This is a genomic window from Pseudomonas moraviensis (genome assembly GCF_900105805.1).
Classification (GTDB): Bacteria; Pseudomonadota; Gammaproteobacteria; order Pseudomonadales; family Pseudomonadaceae; genus Aquipseudomonas; species Aquipseudomonas moraviensis_A.
Map to the genome: position 1 here is coordinate 1268520 of NZ_LT629788.1, position 15718 is coordinate 1284237.

The window sequence follows — 15718 nt, forward strand, 5'->3', positions numbered from 1 at the left end:
AGCTAAAACCCGCTGCGATGCGATAATGCGCCGGCGAGTTTTTTCCATTGCGCCTCTTGTCACTCAGGGAAGTCATTTTCGATGTTCGAGATTCAGCCGATGGACCCCGCTACCTTTCGCCAGCAGACGCGCCGCAGCACAGTCATCATCGCGGTGCTGTTCCTGTTGCTGGCGATGCTGTTTTCGTCGGTCGCGGTGGCAGTGTTCGGTGAGCCCGATGGGGATAATCTGCGCTTCAATGTTGGCGGCGTGTTCGTGGCGTTTCTGCTGACGGCAGCGCTGTTGCGCGGACGTTTCTGGCATCAGACCTGGATGGCACCAGCCGTGTATGGCTGGCGCCTCAAGCGCAACCTGATGAGCATCACCAATGTGATGCATCAGGTGACAGCGGCAGTGCAAAGCGATGATCCGACGGCGATGAAGGTGTTGCGTTTCTACCACTTGGGATTGCTGCAGATGCACGAGCTGGACGGCAACTCGAGCGATCACGGCCAATTGCGTGACGAAGTCGAACAGCATAAGGCGCGGATGCAGGCGCAGGGCCTTGATCCACACCAGCCACGCTTCGACCCGCAATGGCTGGAGACATTGAAACCGGCCTCGCGTTAAAACGGAATGCGCCGGGCGCGGCGCAGTTTCCATGAGCGCAGCAGTCGCGCGTAGACGATCAGGTTGATCGCCAGTACCACGCTGCCGAGCGCCAGTTGAATCTGCGGGGTCAGACCTGCCGGGTAGATGATCGGCCAGATGTAATGCTCGATGAAGCCGCCGGCATATTCGGTCTGCCCGGCCGCGTGGCGCATCAGGTTTTCCCAGTAGGTCAGCGGGCAGGTCAGGTGCAACACCTCGACCGCCACGCCCCAGCCTGCCGCTGGCAGGTGCAGCCACATCAGCCGTGGCCAGCGCAGCACCAACAGCCCGCCGAGCAGGACGAAGAGGATGAAACTCAAGTGAAACAGCACCAGCCCGTCGGCGGCGATTCGGTACAGCATGGCGTCTTCCTGACGTGAAGATGAATGGCGCTATGGTACGCCGCGCGAGACAAAATTCCTTGGTGAATTCGGATCAGGAAAAGTGTTCTACCCTTTAACAATGATCAACTTGTTCAGAGGTGAGATGCACATGGCGAACGAGCAAACGCGTCCCGATGAAGATGAGCCGACAGAGGCCGAGATCGAGCGGCAGAAGAGAAGGGAGGAGAAAACCTGGAAGCATGATGACAGCCGCGAGCTGTCGGAGCGCGATCAGGAGCGTCCTCTGAAGCCTTGAACGGCGCATACGAAGAGCCCCGCATCAGCGGGGCTCTTCGCGTTTCAGAGGTCTTCCAGCTGCGTGAAGTCCGGGTATGTCGCTCGATACCCCAACGTTCGATCGATCCACGCATTGAGCTCATTGACCATCACCGGCGGATGGCCGGGATAACCCTCGAGGGTGCTGCGCAAGGTGCGTTCGATGTCGGGCACGCTGTGCAGGTTTCGGGTCTTGATGTAATGGCCGATAAAACAGTCGAGTTCCAGGCGTTCTGTCTTGGACAGATGGACACACTTCAGGCCGCTGACCTGTTTGATTGCAAAATCGTCGCTCACTTATTTCTCTGCAAGGCTTGAAAGTTGTTGATGGATTCCTGATCTCTTTGACTCTTTGGTCAACTGGTATACCAATCGGAAAGGCGGCGCGCATGCTATCCGCAGCGCGAGAAAATGTATGTATGACAGTCGAAATGTCAGACAGGCGGTTGATTCGCTCAAACGGCTGTTTTATCGAGGCTGTTTCGCGGTTGAAACACTTTTTGTAACGCTGAGGAATCAATGCAAGGCATGTTCGGATAACGCGCCGAGTCGGTAGATATTTAGTCGATCCTTCGTTCAACTGCTCGCCCGCCAGTCTGCCTCGACGGTGCGCAATACCGTGATTACGTTATGCAAAATTAGAATTTAAAAATTAAATTCAAGAGCGTTATGGTCTATGCAAATCTCATTTGCAGGACTCGCCATGAAGCTGTCTCGTTTCCTACGCCGCGCGCTGACCATTGCGTTGTTGATCTCGCCATTGGCCTACGCCGCGGAGCCTTTAGTCCTGCACGTCGGCGATCAGAACTACTACAACATCCGTGCTTCGGTCGAAGCCTCAGGTGTGTTGAAAGACGCGCCTTACACAGTCGACTGGAAACACTTCCAGGCTGCCGCGCCGCTCGCTGAAGCGTTGCAAACCGGCTCGCTGGATCTGGGTTTTCTCGGCGATTCCGGTTTCCTTTTCCTTGCTGCCAAACAGGCACCAGTGAAACTGATTGGCGTATCGCGGCAGAACCCCGACACCATTGCCTTACTGGTGCCCAAGGATTCGCCGGTGAAAACCATCGCCGACCTCAAGGGGAAAAAAGTCGCTTACTGGCCCGGAGCCTGGAGCCAGCAACTGACCTTGCGCGCTCTGGAGCAGGGTGGTCTGCCGGAAAACTACGTCGACTTCGTCAAGCTGATGCCGATCGACGCGGCCGCCGCTTTGCCGCAGGGCAGCATCGACGCCTTTCCGGTGTGGGAACCGTATATCTCGCAACAGATCGTGTTCTCTGGCGCTCGGCCGATCCTGACGGCGAAAAACCTGATGCCAGGGCTGAGCGCCATCGCGGCTTCGACTCCTTCCATCGACAGCAAGCGTGCGGCGATTGCCGATTTTCTCGGACGATTGAAACAAGCGCGAGCCTGGGTTGATCACCATACCGACGAGTACGCTGACCTCTGGGCAAAAAAAGCCAATCTCGATCAGACGGTCTCGCGGCATTGGTTGCGCCAGGCGCACATGAGCGTCGGACCGGTGGATCAGCAGGCGGCAGCGGATCTGCAGAGCACGGCGGACTTCCTGTTCAAAGTCAAAGCACTGCCCGCACCGCTGGCGACGGCAGGCATCATCGACACTTCGTTTCAACAAGCCTTGACTCACTGAAAACCAGCATCGGAACCAAACCCTGTGTACCTTATCCAACCTGCGCTCGCTGGTAGCAGCGCAGGAAAGGACAAGGGCGAGGGAGTTTTGCCATTGGACAACACGACGGCTATCGCCGGACTCAGGGCGAAACATGACTTCCGGATGCAAACTTCTCTGTGCTGCGCTCGTCGCGTTCGGTCTGGCCGGCTGCATCGCCGCGCCGGTCGAAATGACCGCGCAAACCGAAACCCGCCTGCAGTCCCGGGCACCCGTACGTTTTCTCCTGACGTTCGATGATGGCCCCAGCGATTCAGGTTTGTGGAACCCCACGGCCACGGTGCTCGACAGCCTCAAAAGCAGCGCTGTGCAGGCAAACATCAAAGCCGTGTTTTTCGTGCAGACCCGGGCGCCTCGGGCAGGTGACAGCGAGATCGGTCGCAGCTTGATGCGTCGTGAACACGCCGAGGGGCATATTCTGGCCTTTCACACCGCGACTCACTGGCACACCAACCATCGCTCGCTCGATCCGCAAGAACTGGAGCAGTCGCTGACCGAAGGCAGCGCCGACATCGCAGCTATTACTGGAGCGCCGCCCAAGCTGTTGCGCCCGCCATTCTGGAACTATGACAAACGCACATTCGCGGCCTACCAGAAGCACGGCTTGCAGGTTTTGCTCACGGATGTGAGCGCCAATGACGGCAAGGTCTGGGGCTTCAATGCCAGTCCCCGGCGTCGCGCGAATATGCTGCGGCAGTTGTCCGAAGTGCGCGAACGCATCGCCGTTGGTCAATTGCCGACGGTGGACGGTGTGATTCCGGTGGTGGTGACGTTCCATGATCTCAATCGCTACACGGCGCGCCACACCCGGGAATATCTGCAGATTCTGCTCGATAGCGCGGCGGCAACCGGGGTCAGACTGGCGGACAAGCCGTTCTACGACGATCAGGCCGCGCTGGAAAAAGCTGCGCTGGCGCGTATTGTCCAGGAAAGCGCTGAACCGGTGAATCTGCCCGGAATGTGGAACTGGATCTGGGATCACGACGCACATTGAGGCGTAAGTAATCTGTGATCGGCTTGGCATTTTCGGGCCGGGCAATGAACACTTCCTGCATCTATGCTCGTTGGATCGATTCCGCCTGCGAGGCGTCCGTCCATGCTTGCCATTGCCGATATTTGTCGCATCGTCGAGTCAGGCTTCCCTAACTACAAATGTGATTGCGCGCCAACGGCGCAGGGGTTGTTGCGCATCGAGGTGTATGAGCCGGGCAGCGGGCGTATTGAACTGTTGCTGGATGGCGTTTCTCCCGAACATCTGGTGACCATCCGGGACATTTCCAATTTCATCGGTGAGTTGCGCACTGAAATGAGCGCGGGACGCCGGGCTTTCGCCGGCTGACTTTATAAACGCCGTTGAAAGGCCTGCACGATGCGCCGCGTGGCGTCGTTGGTTTCGAGATTGTGCACGGCATCGAGCGGAAACCAGATGCAATCGACGATTTCGTTCTGTGGGCGGACATCGTCGATGTTGACCACTGAGGCCTCGTAAACGTGATGCCGCGTGCTACCGGACTGCAGGTCCATCAAGTACAGCACTTCATCGGCATTCAGCCCGGTTTCTTCCTGCAACTCGCGCACGGCAGCGGCCGCGCGGGTTTCCCCGCGCTCGACCTTGCCGCCGGGCAATGACCACGGATGACGGGGTTTGCGCACGAGGAGGATGTGACGATCCTGCTCGCAGATGACGGTAGCGCGTACTTTCATGGATGCCTTGCTGGTTGATGTCATAAAACTGTAATTGAACTGCAATATTCGAGCCGTGCGCGGGTTTAAAGGTTCCCGTTTAATTGGGAGCCTTCTGCATGTGGAAAAGTGCCGGCCTATTGACGGTAAGGGACGCGACATCCGGTTTACACCGCAGCGGGGACCCGGTGTAAGGTGAACACGTACACCGAAAACACCGTTGGCAAAAAGGAGGTGCTCATGAGCATTCCAATGCTGAACAAGCTGCACATGAACGGTTATGACGTGCTCAGCGTGAACAACGGCCCCTGGCGGGTCTGCACGCAGGGCGATCGATTGGCGTCATTCACCAGCAGGGAGGAGGCGATGGCCTATGCGGCGGCGCTTCCCGGCTATAAAAAACGCTCCAGGCCGGTGCAGAGTCACAAAGTCGGTTGACATGTAGTCATGAAGCCCCGGTTGCGACCGGGGCTTTTTTGTTGAAGCAGGCGCATCGGCGTCAGTGGATTTTGGATCGGCTGATGGTCCGGGCTTTTACCTCCTTGGCATAACCTTGCAATCTTTCCTCGTCGCTTTGCAGGATTTCGCAAGAGCGCAAAACGGTCTGGGCGTCTGCCTCGTTACCCGATTTGCGCAGCTGTTCAGCGATGCGCTTGAGGTCGACTGCCGACCACCTCAGGTCGGACGCCACGCTTTGCAGATCCCGTTGAAGTTCGTGTTCGTATTCATTGAGCCGCATGATCACCTCCAGAACATTCTCGGTAGAAAAGAGTAGTCGCATTTTTCCAGATGCAACCGGGTCATCTGACGCTCGGCTGAACCGATGTAAAAAATTGTCCGATCGCCGATAACGGCGGGGTGCCACGATGGATGTGCACGCGGTTAAACGGTACATTCGCTTTTTTTCAGATCAGGTAAACAGCATGCGCGTATGGATCGGCACTTTGGCATTGGCCCTGTTGACGGGTTGCTCGTTACCAGCATCGTTGGTGCCGGGCGAGCCAAACCTCAGCAAGACCAGTGACAAGCCTCCCAGAGAATATGCGGCATGTTTGTTACCGTTGTGGCAGAAGGACGTCGCCAAGACTGCGCAGACGTCGATTTCCAACGGCTATCGAATTACCGCGCCGAGCATTATCACGGCGGATGAGATTCTCGATATCGTCAAGTACAAGGACGGCAGCAAAGTGTCCCTTTACCAAGGGCCGCCATGGGCCAAGTCCGGGTCGCTGCGCCAATCGGTGCGTGACTGCCTGTAGCCACGCCTCTGATTCACAGCAAAGGCAGACACCGAATCCCCGGTGTCTGCCTTTTTTCCTGGATGGAGATTTGATTCAGGGCGCGGTGTTGGCGGTGGGCAATCTCTGTCTGTGGATCGGCTCGAAGGGGTTTTCATTAGGACGCTGGGATGATCGGGCGCAAACGCTCTGGGCATTTGTGTTTTCGCTGATGCTGGGATTGTTTGCCTGTTACCTGGCTACGAATGACAAATTGCATGGCTGGTTACGCCGGCGAAACGTCACGAAACAATCTTCTTATCCGAGTGAATGGTTCTGCGCTTTTTCCCAATATGAGCGCTTCATAACCCTGCATTTAAATGACGAAAGGCGCGTATTAGGCTGGCCCGTCGAGTGGCCACGCGAATCATCCAATGGTCAGTTCGTGATGAAATACCCGCGTTGGCTCAGCGATGATGGCCAACCGGCACCTATTGGCGCCGAGTTTTTATTGATAGATTCCGCCAAAGTCAAATGGGTTGAGTTCAGCCCAACATCAGAGGGATCAGCATGCCAACTGCCAGAGCACCACAACCCATGCCAAAGCATTTAGAGCGACTCTTTGTCGGGCCGGACGGGAAAATGCTTGAAGTGCCGTTGATCAAGGGGCCCAGTGCGCCGCCGCCTCTGAAACCCCGGCCTACACGATAAGCTTCCTCAGCCCCAACCCTCCACCACCGCCCGGCGAATCGCCTCCAGCAACATCGCGAACGCCGGGTTGTCATTGTTCTCCCGCCAGATCAGATGCAGCTCGCTCTGCACCCCTTCGCCGAGATCGATCTCGCGAAACACCACATTCCTGAACACCACGCTGGTCGCGCAACGCGGTACCAGTGCCAGACCCATGCCGGCGTTGACCAGCGCCAGAATCGTCAGCGAAGACCCCAGCCATTGCACGTAATCCGGTGCCACCCGCGCTGAACGCAGCGTACCGGTCAACAGTTCGTTGAACGGCGGATAAGCTTCATGGGAGTACATCAGGAACGGTTGTTTATCCAGATCAGCGACTGACACTTCAGCCGCGTTTGCCAGCCGATGCCCGCTCGGTACCGCCAGCACGAACGGCTCGCGCACCAGGCATTCGGTGGCATAGCCCGGTTCCTGCAATGGCGCCCGGGCGATGCCCAAGTCGATACGGCGAGCCCTCAACGCCTCGTGCTGCTGATAGGTGTTCATCTCTGCCAGATCGATTTTTACCTGGGGCTGCTTGAGTCGCGCTTCGGCGATCACCTTGGGCAGAAACTCATACACCGCGCTGCCGACGAACGCGATGTTCACCGTACCAATATCGCCCTCGGCAAACCGGCGCGCGGTGACCGCCGCTTGCTGTGCGCGCTCCAGCAGATTCTGCGCTTCAACGAAAAACGCCCGGCCCGCCGCCGTCAGCGCAACGCTGCGGGTGCTGCGGGTGAACAGCTCGACGCCAAGGTGATGTTCGAGCAATTGAATCTGCCGACTCAGCGGCGGCTGGGTCATGTTCAGGCGTTCGGCGGCGCGGCGGAAGTTGAGTTCCGTGGCGACCGTGGTGAAACAGCGCAGTTGGGTGAGTTCGAACATTGATCTAATCCGGGTATCAATCGAATGCCAGTTTAGATTAGACGGGATCAATGCGCGGCGTCCATGATCGGCTCATCGCTTCAAGCCATCCCTAAAAAAACAAGATCGGGAGTCGCCCCTTGAAAACCCTCCAGAATTCGCCGGACATCACGGTGCTTGCCCGCGCCGCCGCCAAGGTCAAGCGCCATGTGCTGCCGCTGTTCGTAGTGATGTTCATCGTCAATTACATCGATCGGGTCAACATCGGTTTCGTGCGCAGCCATCTGGAGACCGATCTGGGCATCGGCGCGGCGGCTTATGGACTGGGTGCCGGTCTGTTTTTTATCGGTTACGCATTGTTCGAAGTGCCATCGAACATGTTGTTGCAGCGCTACGGCGCGCGGGTCTGGCTGACCCGGATCATGTTCACCTGGGGCGCTGCGGCCATGGCCATGGCATTTGTCCAGGGTGAAACCAGTTTCTATGTACTGCGCTTTATCCTTGGCGCGGCGGAGGCCGGGTTCTTCCCGGGCATCATTTACTACTTCACCCAGTGGCTGCCGGCGTCCGAGCGCGGCAAAACCATGGCGGTGTTTCTCAGCGGCTCGGCGATTGCCTCGGTGATTTCCGGCCCGGTCTCCGGTGCGCTCCTGCATATCAGTGGCTTGGGCATGCACGGCTGGCAATGGATGTTTCTGATCGAAGGCGCGGCCTCGGTGGTGTTGTGCGCATTCGTCTGGTTCTGGCTGCAATCGCATCCGCGGCAAGCGAAATGGCTCAGCGAGGAAGAGCGAGACGCACTGGTCGCGGCGATTGCCGAGGAACAGCGCGCCCGCGAAGCGGTACAAGTCGCCAAGCCGTCGATGTTCAAGCTGCTGGCCGACCGGCAGATCGCGCTGTTCTGCTTCATCTATTTCTCCATTGCCCTGACCATCTATGGCGCGACGTTCTGGCTGCCAAGCATGATCAAGAAGATGGGCAACCTCGGAGATTTCCAGGTCGGGCTGCTTAATTCGGTTCCCTGGATTATTTCGATTGTCGCCATGTACGGCTTTGCAGCGATGGCCGGCAAGTGGAAATTCCAACAGGCCTGGGTCGCGCTGACCCTGGTGATCGCGGCCATCGGCATGTTCATGTCGACCACGGGCGGGCCGGTGTTTGCTTTCGTCGCCATCTGTTTCGCGGCCATCGGCTTCAAAGCGGCGTCGGCGCTGTTCTGGCCGATCCCGCAAAGCTATCTGGATGCACGCATCGCTGCGGCGGTGATCGCGCTGATCAACTCCATTGGCAACCTTGGCGGCTTTGTCGCGCCGACCGCGTTCGGCATTCTCGAACAAACCACCGGCTCCATCGAAGGCGGCCTGTATGGCCTGGCAGCGACATCGCTGGTCGCCGCCGTGGTGATCTTCTTCGCCCGCACAGCGCCCGGTGCCAAAGGCCAAATCCCGGCAAAGCCAAGTGACGAAGCCGCCGTTGTGGCGCCGGTTCGTCCGGCTGCGAGCCACTGAATCGATTGTTGATCTGTCAGGAGCGTCATCTTGAAAATCACCCGTGTCAGCGTCACCCCGATTGCCTTCCGCGATCCGCCACTGCTCAACGCCAGTGGCATCCACGAACCTTTTGCCTTGCGCTCGATCATCGAGATCGAGAGTGACAACGGCTACATCGGCCTCGGCGAAAGCTACGGCGATGCCCCGGCGCTGGCGATCCAGCAACAATTGCAGAGTCAGTTGATCGGCCTTGATCCGTTCAATCTCAATCAATTGCGCGCGATCGTACAAGCCACCGTGGCGGCGAATAAACCCGCAAGCATCGCTGGCGCCGAACTGGCGCCCGGTTCCCACGCCAGCAAAGCGGTGAGTAATGCCTACTCGGCATTCGAAGTGGCGTTTCTCGATTTGCAGGCGCACTACCTGAATGTGCCGCTGGTGGACCTGCTCGGCGGGGCGATCCGCGAGGAAGTGCCGTTCAGCGCCTACCTGTTTTTCAAATACGCCGAGCATATCGACTCGCCTTACAAGCCGGACAACTGGGGCGAGGCGCTGAACGAGCAGCAGATCGTCGCGCAGGCCGCGCGGATGATCGAGGCGTACGGATTCAAGAGCATCAAGCTCAAGGCTGGCACCTTGCCGCCGGAGCATGAAGTGGCGTGCATCAAGGCGCTGAAAAAAGCCTTTCCGGGATTTCCGCTGCGCATCGACCCAAACGGCAACTGGTCGCTGGAGACGGCGATTCGCATGGCCGAACTACTCGGCGATGATCTGCAGTATTACGAAGACCCGACCCCCGGCCTTGATGGCATGGCCGAATTGCACAAGCGCACCGGTCTGCCCCTGGCGACCAATATGGTGGTCACCGATTTCGACGAGTTCCGCCGCAGCGTTGCGCAGAACAGTGTGCAGATCGTCCTTGCCGACCACCATTACTGGGGTGGTCTGCGTGATACGCAGACGCTGGCGAAAATGTGCGAGGTATTCGGGCTCGGCGTGTCGATGCATTCCAACTCGCACCTGGGCATCAGCCTGATGGCCATGGCGCACGTCGCGGCGGCGGTGCCGAATCTGGATTACGCCTGTGACACTCACTACCCGTGGCAGGAGCCGGACGAGGAAGTGATCAAGGGCGGCAAGCTACCGATCGTCGATGGCTGCGTGAAGATCACCAGGGCGCCCGGGCTGGGGCTGGAACTGGATCATGAGCAACTGGGCAAGCTGCATGATCAGTACCTGACCTGCGGGATTCGCCAGAGGGATGATGTGCGGCAGATGCAGCGGTACAAGGCGGATTGGCGGGCGGTCAAACCCCGATTCTGAGGTGTCTGATTTGGCGCTATCGCGAGCAGGCTCACTCCTGCAGTTTGAAATGCGCTCCCCTGTAGGAGTGAGCCTGCTCGCGATGGCGCCGGTGCTGTCAAAGCGTCTCCAGCAGCCAATCCCGAAACGCCTTCAACGAAGGCAGATTCTCATTGCGCGGCGGATACACCAGGTAATAGCTGCGCCGGCTGGTAATTGGCTCGCCCAGTTGCAGCAATTCGCCCTTGAGCAATTCTTCCCCGACCAGAATTCGCGGCACCAGGCCCACGCCGATATTGGCGCGTACCGCCTGAATCAAGTGAGAGGTCATCTCAAAGCTCGGCCCGATCCTCATGCTGCGGTGCGGCAGTTGATGATGGCTGAACCATTCCGCCCACGCCTGGGCATTGCTGCTGACGTTGAGCAGCAACTGCCCGGCGATGTTCCCCTCGGCCTCGTCGCGTTCAGTTTCCGACAGCTGCGCGCTGGCAATCGCCACCAGTTCTTCGGTGTGCAAGGGCAGGGCAGTCAGGCCTGGCCACTCACCCCCGCCAACGCAGATGGCGGCGTCGATTTCGCTGGTGTCGAAGTCGATGGTCTCGATCCGCGAGTGCAGGTGCACGGTCATGCCCGGGTGCGCCGTGTAGAAATCCTTCAGCCGTGGCAGCAGCCATTTCGACCCGAAGGTCGGCAACGTCGCCAGGCGCAGGCTGTGAATGCCCGAACCAAACGCCATCGCCTGCAACGTCGCGCTGCGAATCTGCCCAAGGGCTTCGGCGAGCTCGCGCTGATACATGCGCCCGACATCGGTCAGTACCACCTGCCGGCCTTCGCGAGTGAACAGGCGCATGCCGAGCATCTTCTCGAGAATCTGTACCTGCCGGCTGACCGCGCTCTGCGTCAGTGACAGTTCATGGGCGGCGCGGGTGTAGCTTTCGTGCCGGGCGGCGGCCTCGAAAGCCAGGAGCAGCGACATGGACGGCGTGAGGGTGCGCGGATTCATTCGTAAAACTCATTGATAGCGGGCCGAATTTACGCTTGTTCCAAGGTTTGCCAGCAATGAACATGGGCGCAATCAGATGGCGGAGCCTGACGCAATCATTCGTTGCGCACAACTGTTCACCGCCACACAGCCCGATTTGACCGAGATGACCTGACCGATGATTGCCCAGCTGTCGCCCGCCAAAGCCCTCACCGGCGATTACCAACAATTCCTCGCGGCCCTGAAAGACAGCGGCTTTCGCGGTGAAATCAGCGCCGATTACGCCAGCCGCGTGGTGCTCGCTACCGATAACTCGATCTACCAGCGCCTGCCGCAAGCGGCGGTGTTTCCGCTGGATGCGGGCGATGTGGCGCGGGTAGCACGGCTGATTGCCGAGCCCGCCTACGAGAACGTAGTGATCACCCCGCGTGGCGGCGGCACCGGCACCAACGGCCAGTCGCTGACGGACGGCATCGTCGTCGACCTGTCGCGGCACATGAACCGCATCCTGGAAATCAACGTCGAACAGCGCTGGGTGCGGGTGCAGGCCGGGGTGGTCAAGGATCAGCTCAACGCCGCGTTGAAATCCGCCGGGTTGTTTTTCGCCCCGGAATTGTCGACCTCGAACCGCGCCACGGTCGGCGGCATGATCAATACCGACGCCAGTGGCCAGGGCAGTTGCACCTACGGCAAGACCCGCGACCATGTGCTGGAACTTGAGATGATCCTGCGCGGCGGCGAGCGTCTGCACGGTCTGGCACTGACGGAGGATGAGCTTGAAAGGCAGTGCGCTCGCAATGATCGGGTCGGCGAAGTCCATCGTTGTGCACGGCAGATCATTGATGAGCAGGGCGAGCTGATCAAGGCACGCTTCCCCGATCTCAACCGTTGCCTGACCGGTTATGACCTGGCGCACCTGCGCGAGGCCGACGGGCGCTTCAATCTCAACAGCGTACTCTGTGGCGCGGAAGGCTCGCTGGGCTTCGTTGTCGAAGCGCGTCTCAACGTGCTGCCGATCCCCAAACATACGATGCTGGTCAATATCCGCTACGCCGGGTTCATGGATGCACTGCGCGATGCGCGGGCGTTGATGGCGCTCAAGCCGTTGTCGATTGAAACCGTCGATTCCAAGGTCTTGTTGCTGGCGATGCAGGACATCGTCTGGCACGGTGTTGCCGAGTATTTTCCCGAAAACGCTGAGCGCCCGACTTTGGGGATCAACCTTGTCGAGTTCTGCGGCGACGACCCCGAAGATTTGCAGCGTCGCGTCGAAGTGTTCGTCGAACACCTGAAAAATGATCGCACCGTGGAGCGCTTGGGCCACACGCTGGCGGTCGGTCAGGCAGCGGTGAACAAGGTCTACGGCATGCGCAAACGTGCGGTGGGCCTGCTCGGCAACGTCGCCGGTGAAGCCCGCCCGCAGCCCTTCGTCGAGGACACCGCCGTGCCGCCGCAGCACTTGGCCGAATACATCGCCGAACTGCGCGACCTGCTCGATAGCCATGGTTTGCAGTACGGCATGTTCGGCCATGTCGACGCCGGTGTGTTGCACGTGCGGCCGATCCTCGACATGAAAGACCCGCAGCAAGCGGCGCTGGTGCGCCCGGTGTCCGATGGTGTCGCGGCATTGACCCAGCGCTACGGCGGCCTGCTCTGGGGCGAACATGGCAAGGGCCTGCGTTCGGAGTACGCGCCGGCATTCTTTGGCGAACTGTATCCGGCGCTGCAAGCCTTGAAAGCAGCGTTCGACCCGTTCAACCAGTTCAACCCGGGCAAGATCGCCACGCCTGCCAACGGCGGCGCGGCGCTGCTGAAGATCGATGAAGTGACCCTGCGTGGCGAACTGGATCGGCAGATCGACGAGAAGGTCTGGCAGAGCTACGGTGCCGCCATGCATTGCAACGGCAACGGCGCCTGCTACAACTTCGATCCCGATGACGCCATGTGCCCGTCGTGGAAAGCCACCCGCGAGCGTGCGCAGTCACCTAAAGGCCGCGCCTCGCTGATTCGCGAATGGCTGCGGTTGCAGGGAGAGGCGGGTGTTGATGTGCTTTCGGATGCGATTCGCCAACCGGCGTTCTTCCGCACGCTGTGGCAGCGTTGGCGTAACAGTCGCGATCCGTCGGCGGACTTTTCCCATGAGGTGTATGACGCCATGGCCGGTTGCCTGGCCTGTAAATCCTGCGCGGGGCAATGCCCGGTCAAGGTCAACGTGCCGGAATTCCGCTCGCGCTTTCTTGAGCTGTATCACAGCCGTTACCTGCGTCCGGCGCGGGATTATCTGATTGCTTCGCTGGAATATACGATCCCGTACATGGCGCGAATTCCGGCGCTGTATAACGGTTTGATGGGCGCTGGCCGGGTGCGTGGCGCACTGGCGCGTATCGGCGGCATGGTCGATGTGCCGTTGCTCAGCCGTTTCGATTTCCACGCGGCGATGCGTCGTTGGCAGGTGCAGCCAGCGACGGTTGCGACACTGTCGACGCTCACGCCGGAGCAACGCGAACGCAGCGTGGTCATCGTGCAGGACGCCTTCACACGCTACTTCGAAGCGCCGTTGTTGGCGGATCTGGTCGAGCTGATTTCGCGCCTGGGTTATCAGGTGTATCTGGCACCGTTCAGCGCCAACGGCAAACCGCTGCATGTGCAGGGCTTTCTTTCGGCGTTCAATCGGGCGGCGTTGCGCAACGCTGAGCAATTGCAGGCGCTGGCGCAGACTGGCGTGCCGCTGCTGGGGCTCGATCCGGCGATGACCCTGGTCTACCGTCAGGAGTACTTGAACGTCCCGGGCCTGCAGGCCTGTCCGCAAGTGGCGCTGGTGCAGGAATGGTTGCTCGAAGTCATGCCGGAGCAGACGCCTAAGACTCAGGCCAAAGCGTTCCGCCTGCTCGCCCATTGCACGGAGAAGACCAACGCGCCGGCCGCGACCCGGCAGTGGGAACAGGTTTTCGAACGTGCCGGTTTGCAGCTGGCGACGCAAGCCACCGGTTGCTGCGGGATGTCCGGCACCTATGGCCACGAGGCACGCAATCGCCAGACGTCGGCGTTGATTTACGAGCAGTCGTGGGCGCGTCAGGTGCAGGCGCCGGCGGAGCAGGGCGAGGCGTTGGCGACCGGCTATTCCTGCCGCAGCCAGGTCAAGCGCCAGTCGGATCGGGCGCTGCGCCATCCGTTGCAGGTGTTGCTGGAGGCTCTGCGTCGCTGATCGTGTCGCTGGTGTCCTGGTCCCAGATCAGGCGCGGGTCGAAACTCATCGCCGCGAGCATGGTGAACACCACGACCAGGCCGAAGAACAGGATACCCGGTCGTGGCTCGATATCGCCCAGCGCCTGGAATTTCACCAGTGCCGCGACCAGCGCGACCACCAGCACGTCGAGCATCGACCAGTAACCGATCAGCTCGACGAAGCGATATAACTTCGAACGTTCCCTGCGCGCCCAATCGCTGTTTCGCTGGACGGTGATCAGTAGCAGGGTCAGGGCGACGAATTTGATCCCCGGCACCGCGATGCTGGCGATGAAAATGATCAAGGCAATGTCCCACGCCCCGGCTTCCCAGAACTCCAGCACGCCGCTCATGATCGTGCTGTCGGCACCGTTGCCGAGCATCACCGTGTTCATCACCGGCAGCAGATTGGCGGGAACATAAAAGGCCAGCGCGGCGAGCATGTACGCCCAGGTGCGCGCCAGCGAATTGGTTTTGCGCCGATGCAACGGCGCATCGCAGCGTGGGCACTCGTGTGGCTCGTCGGTCATATCGCAGGCCAGGCCACAGCTGTGGCACAGGCACAGGTTGAGTTCGCTGGCGGTCGGCGGACGCTTCATAAAATGTCCCACAGTTCGCGGATGTCCCGGCCGGCAATGCGGATCATCATCAGGCTCAGCACCGCCAGGGCGAACAGGCCGATCCCGGGCAGCACATCGAGCAGACCGGCGAGTTTGAACACTGCGACCATCGCCCCCAGCAGACACACCTCAAGCATGCTCCACGGGCGCAGGGTTTCCAGCCAGCGCATGCACAGATTGAACCCCGGTGCCCGACGCAGGCCGAGGGCAAAACCCAGCACCCAGACCAGCAGCACCAGCTGAAAGGCCGGGGCGATGATGATCGCAATCGCCGCGACCATGGCGATAAACGTGATCGGTCCCTGGCTCAGCGCCAGCACCGAATCCCACAGCGTCGCGCTGTTTTTCATGCCTTTGAGGCTGATGCTCATCACCGGATAGAAATTGGCAAACAGCCACAGCATCGCCGCCGTGAACGTCAGCGCCAGACGCTGCTCGATCGTCAGGCCGTTGAAGCGCTGCAGCACGCCACCGCAGCGCACGCACAGGGTTTTCTGGTGCTTGGCGAGCACGACTTTTTCGTACACGCAATCACAGTGCTCGCAGATGATCAGGTGTTCGGTGTTGACCATGGACAACGCTCAAGGAAGGCCGCGACGGCAGGGCAGACCTGTTCACTATAGA

Annotated in this window: 19 protein-coding genes; 11 read left to right on the forward strand and 8 right to left on the reverse strand. The window is 59.7% G+C overall.

The genetic code is table 11. The features are described 5' to 3' along the window. Positions 1-81: 81 nt before the first annotated feature. A complete protein-coding gene (locus BLU71_RS06125) occupies positions 82-609 on the forward strand; it encodes a DUF3087 domain-containing protein (RefSeq protein ID WP_065616150.1) in 528 nt (175 codons plus the stop codon). On the opposite strand, the gene BLU71_RS06130 is transcribed toward BLU71_RS06125, so the two are convergent. Next, entirely contained in the window at positions 606-992 is a 387-nt protein-coding gene (locus tag BLU71_RS06130; RefSeq protein WP_065616151.1) for a DUF2784 domain-containing protein, read from the reverse strand. The two genes, BLU71_RS06125 and BLU71_RS06130, sit on opposite strands and share 4 nt — an antisense overlap. Positions 993-1122: 130 nt before the next feature. Between BLU71_RS06130 and BLU71_RS27460 the strand changes: the two genes are divergently transcribed. Continuing rightward, complete coding sequence (locus tag BLU71_RS27460; RefSeq protein ID WP_165839201.1) at positions 1123-1269, forward strand: hypothetical protein; 147 nt, start codon at positions 1123-1125, stop codon at positions 1267-1269. Between the two features lie 44 nt (positions 1270-1313). Here the strand turns inward: BLU71_RS27460 and BLU71_RS06135 are convergent, their stop codons facing one another. Further along, positions 1314-1586 (reverse strand): hypothetical protein, encoded by a 273-nt coding sequence (locus BLU71_RS06135; protein ID WP_042606722.1) that lies wholly within the window; start codon positions 1584-1586, stop codon positions 1314-1316. Between the two features lie 406 nt (positions 1587-1992). On the opposite strand from BLU71_RS06135, the gene BLU71_RS06140 reads away from it, so the two are divergent. From BLU71_RS06140 to BLU71_RS06150, 3 genes are all read left to right on the forward strand, one after another. Further along, positions 1993-2940, forward strand: coding sequence for an ABC transporter substrate-binding protein (locus BLU71_RS06140; RefSeq protein WP_083352555.1), 948 nt, complete (start codon positions 1993-1995; stop codon positions 2938-2940). A 133-nt stretch (positions 2941-3073) separates the two neighbouring features. Continuing rightward, the gene (locus BLU71_RS06145; RefSeq protein ID WP_083352556.1) at positions 3074-3973 is read left to right on the forward strand and encodes a polysaccharide deacetylase family protein; all 900 of its coding nucleotides are present in this window, start codon (positions 3074-3076) and stop codon (positions 3971-3973) included. Between the two features lie 102 nt (positions 3974-4075). Beyond that, positions 4076-4318 carry a DUF1652 domain-containing protein gene (locus BLU71_RS06150; protein ID WP_083352557.1) on the forward strand — a complete coding sequence of 81 codons (243 nt, stop codon included), beginning with the start codon at positions 4076-4078 and terminating at the stop codon, positions 4316-4318. A gap of 2 nt (positions 4319-4320) precedes the next feature. On the opposite strand, the gene BLU71_RS06155 is transcribed toward BLU71_RS06150, so the two are convergent. Continuing rightward, complete coding sequence (locus BLU71_RS06155) at positions 4321-4683, reverse strand: NUDIX hydrolase (RefSeq protein ID WP_064363477.1); 363 nt, start codon at positions 4681-4683, stop codon at positions 4321-4323. 219 nt (positions 4684-4902) lie between these two features. Between BLU71_RS06155 and BLU71_RS06160 the strand changes: the two genes are divergently transcribed. Beyond that, complete coding sequence (locus BLU71_RS06160; protein WP_065616154.1) at positions 4903-5100, forward strand: DUF2188 domain-containing protein; 198 nt, start codon at positions 4903-4905, stop codon at positions 5098-5100. 61 nt (positions 5101-5161) lie between these two features. Here BLU71_RS06160 and BLU71_RS06165 read toward each other — a convergent pair whose 3' ends face one another. After that, positions 5162-5401: a hypothetical protein gene (locus tag BLU71_RS06165; protein ID WP_042606728.1), complete on the reverse strand. Its 240-nt coding sequence runs from the start codon at positions 5399-5401 to the stop codon at positions 5162-5164. Between the two features lie 184 nt (positions 5402-5585). Here BLU71_RS06165 and BLU71_RS06170 point away from each other — a divergent pair, with 184 nt between their 5' ends. Beyond that, a complete protein-coding gene (locus BLU71_RS06170) occupies positions 5586-5921 on the forward strand; it encodes a hypothetical protein (RefSeq protein ID WP_064363476.1) in 336 nt (111 codons plus the stop codon). Between the two features lie 70 nt (positions 5922-5991). After that, a complete protein-coding gene (locus BLU71_RS06175; RefSeq protein WP_328810087.1) occupies positions 5992-6492 on the forward strand; it encodes a DUF6338 family protein in 501 nt (166 codons plus the stop codon). A gap of 104 nt (positions 6493-6596) precedes the next feature. Here BLU71_RS06175 and BLU71_RS06180 read toward each other — a convergent pair whose 3' ends face one another. Continuing rightward, a complete protein-coding gene (locus BLU71_RS06180) occupies positions 6597-7496 on the reverse strand; it encodes a LysR family transcriptional regulator (RefSeq protein WP_064363475.1) in 900 nt (299 codons plus the stop codon). 119 nt (positions 7497-7615) lie between these two features. Between BLU71_RS06180 and BLU71_RS06185 the strand changes: the two genes are divergently transcribed. Further along, positions 7616-8983, forward strand: coding sequence for an MFS transporter (locus BLU71_RS06185; protein WP_065616155.1), 1368 nt, complete (start codon positions 7616-7618; stop codon positions 8981-8983). 30 nt (positions 8984-9013) lie between these two features. After that, positions 9014-10288 carry a glucarate dehydratase family protein gene (locus BLU71_RS06190; protein WP_083352558.1) on the forward strand — a complete coding sequence of 425 codons (1275 nt, stop codon included), beginning with the start codon at positions 9014-9016 and terminating at the stop codon, positions 10286-10288. Positions 10289-10385: 97 nt separating this feature from the next. Here the strand turns inward: BLU71_RS06190 and BLU71_RS06195 are convergent, their stop codons facing one another. Next, a complete protein-coding gene (locus BLU71_RS06195; RefSeq protein WP_083352559.1) occupies positions 10386-11270 on the reverse strand; it encodes a LysR substrate-binding domain-containing protein in 885 nt (294 codons plus the stop codon). A 157-nt stretch (positions 11271-11427) separates the two neighbouring features. Between BLU71_RS06195 and BLU71_RS06200 the strand changes: the two genes are divergently transcribed. Further along, positions 11428-14454, forward strand: coding sequence for an FAD-binding and (Fe-S)-binding domain-containing protein (locus tag BLU71_RS06200; RefSeq protein WP_083352560.1), 3027 nt, complete (start codon positions 11428-11430; stop codon positions 14452-14454). Here the strand turns inward: BLU71_RS06200 and BLU71_RS06205 are convergent. Together BLU71_RS06205 and BLU71_RS06210 are read right to left on the reverse strand one after the other, a co-directional pair. Then, positions 14387-15073: a paraquat-inducible protein A gene (locus BLU71_RS06205; RefSeq protein ID WP_083352561.1), complete on the reverse strand. Its 687-nt coding sequence runs from the start codon at positions 15071-15073 to the stop codon at positions 14387-14389. The two genes, BLU71_RS06200 and BLU71_RS06205, sit on opposite strands and share 68 nt — an antisense overlap. Beyond that, positions 15070-15666, reverse strand: coding sequence for a paraquat-inducible protein A (locus tag BLU71_RS06210; RefSeq protein WP_042606737.1), 597 nt, complete (start codon positions 15664-15666; stop codon positions 15070-15072). The genes BLU71_RS06205 and BLU71_RS06210 overlap by 4 nt, the downstream gene beginning before the upstream one ends. Positions 15667-15718 lie beyond the last annotated feature (52 nt).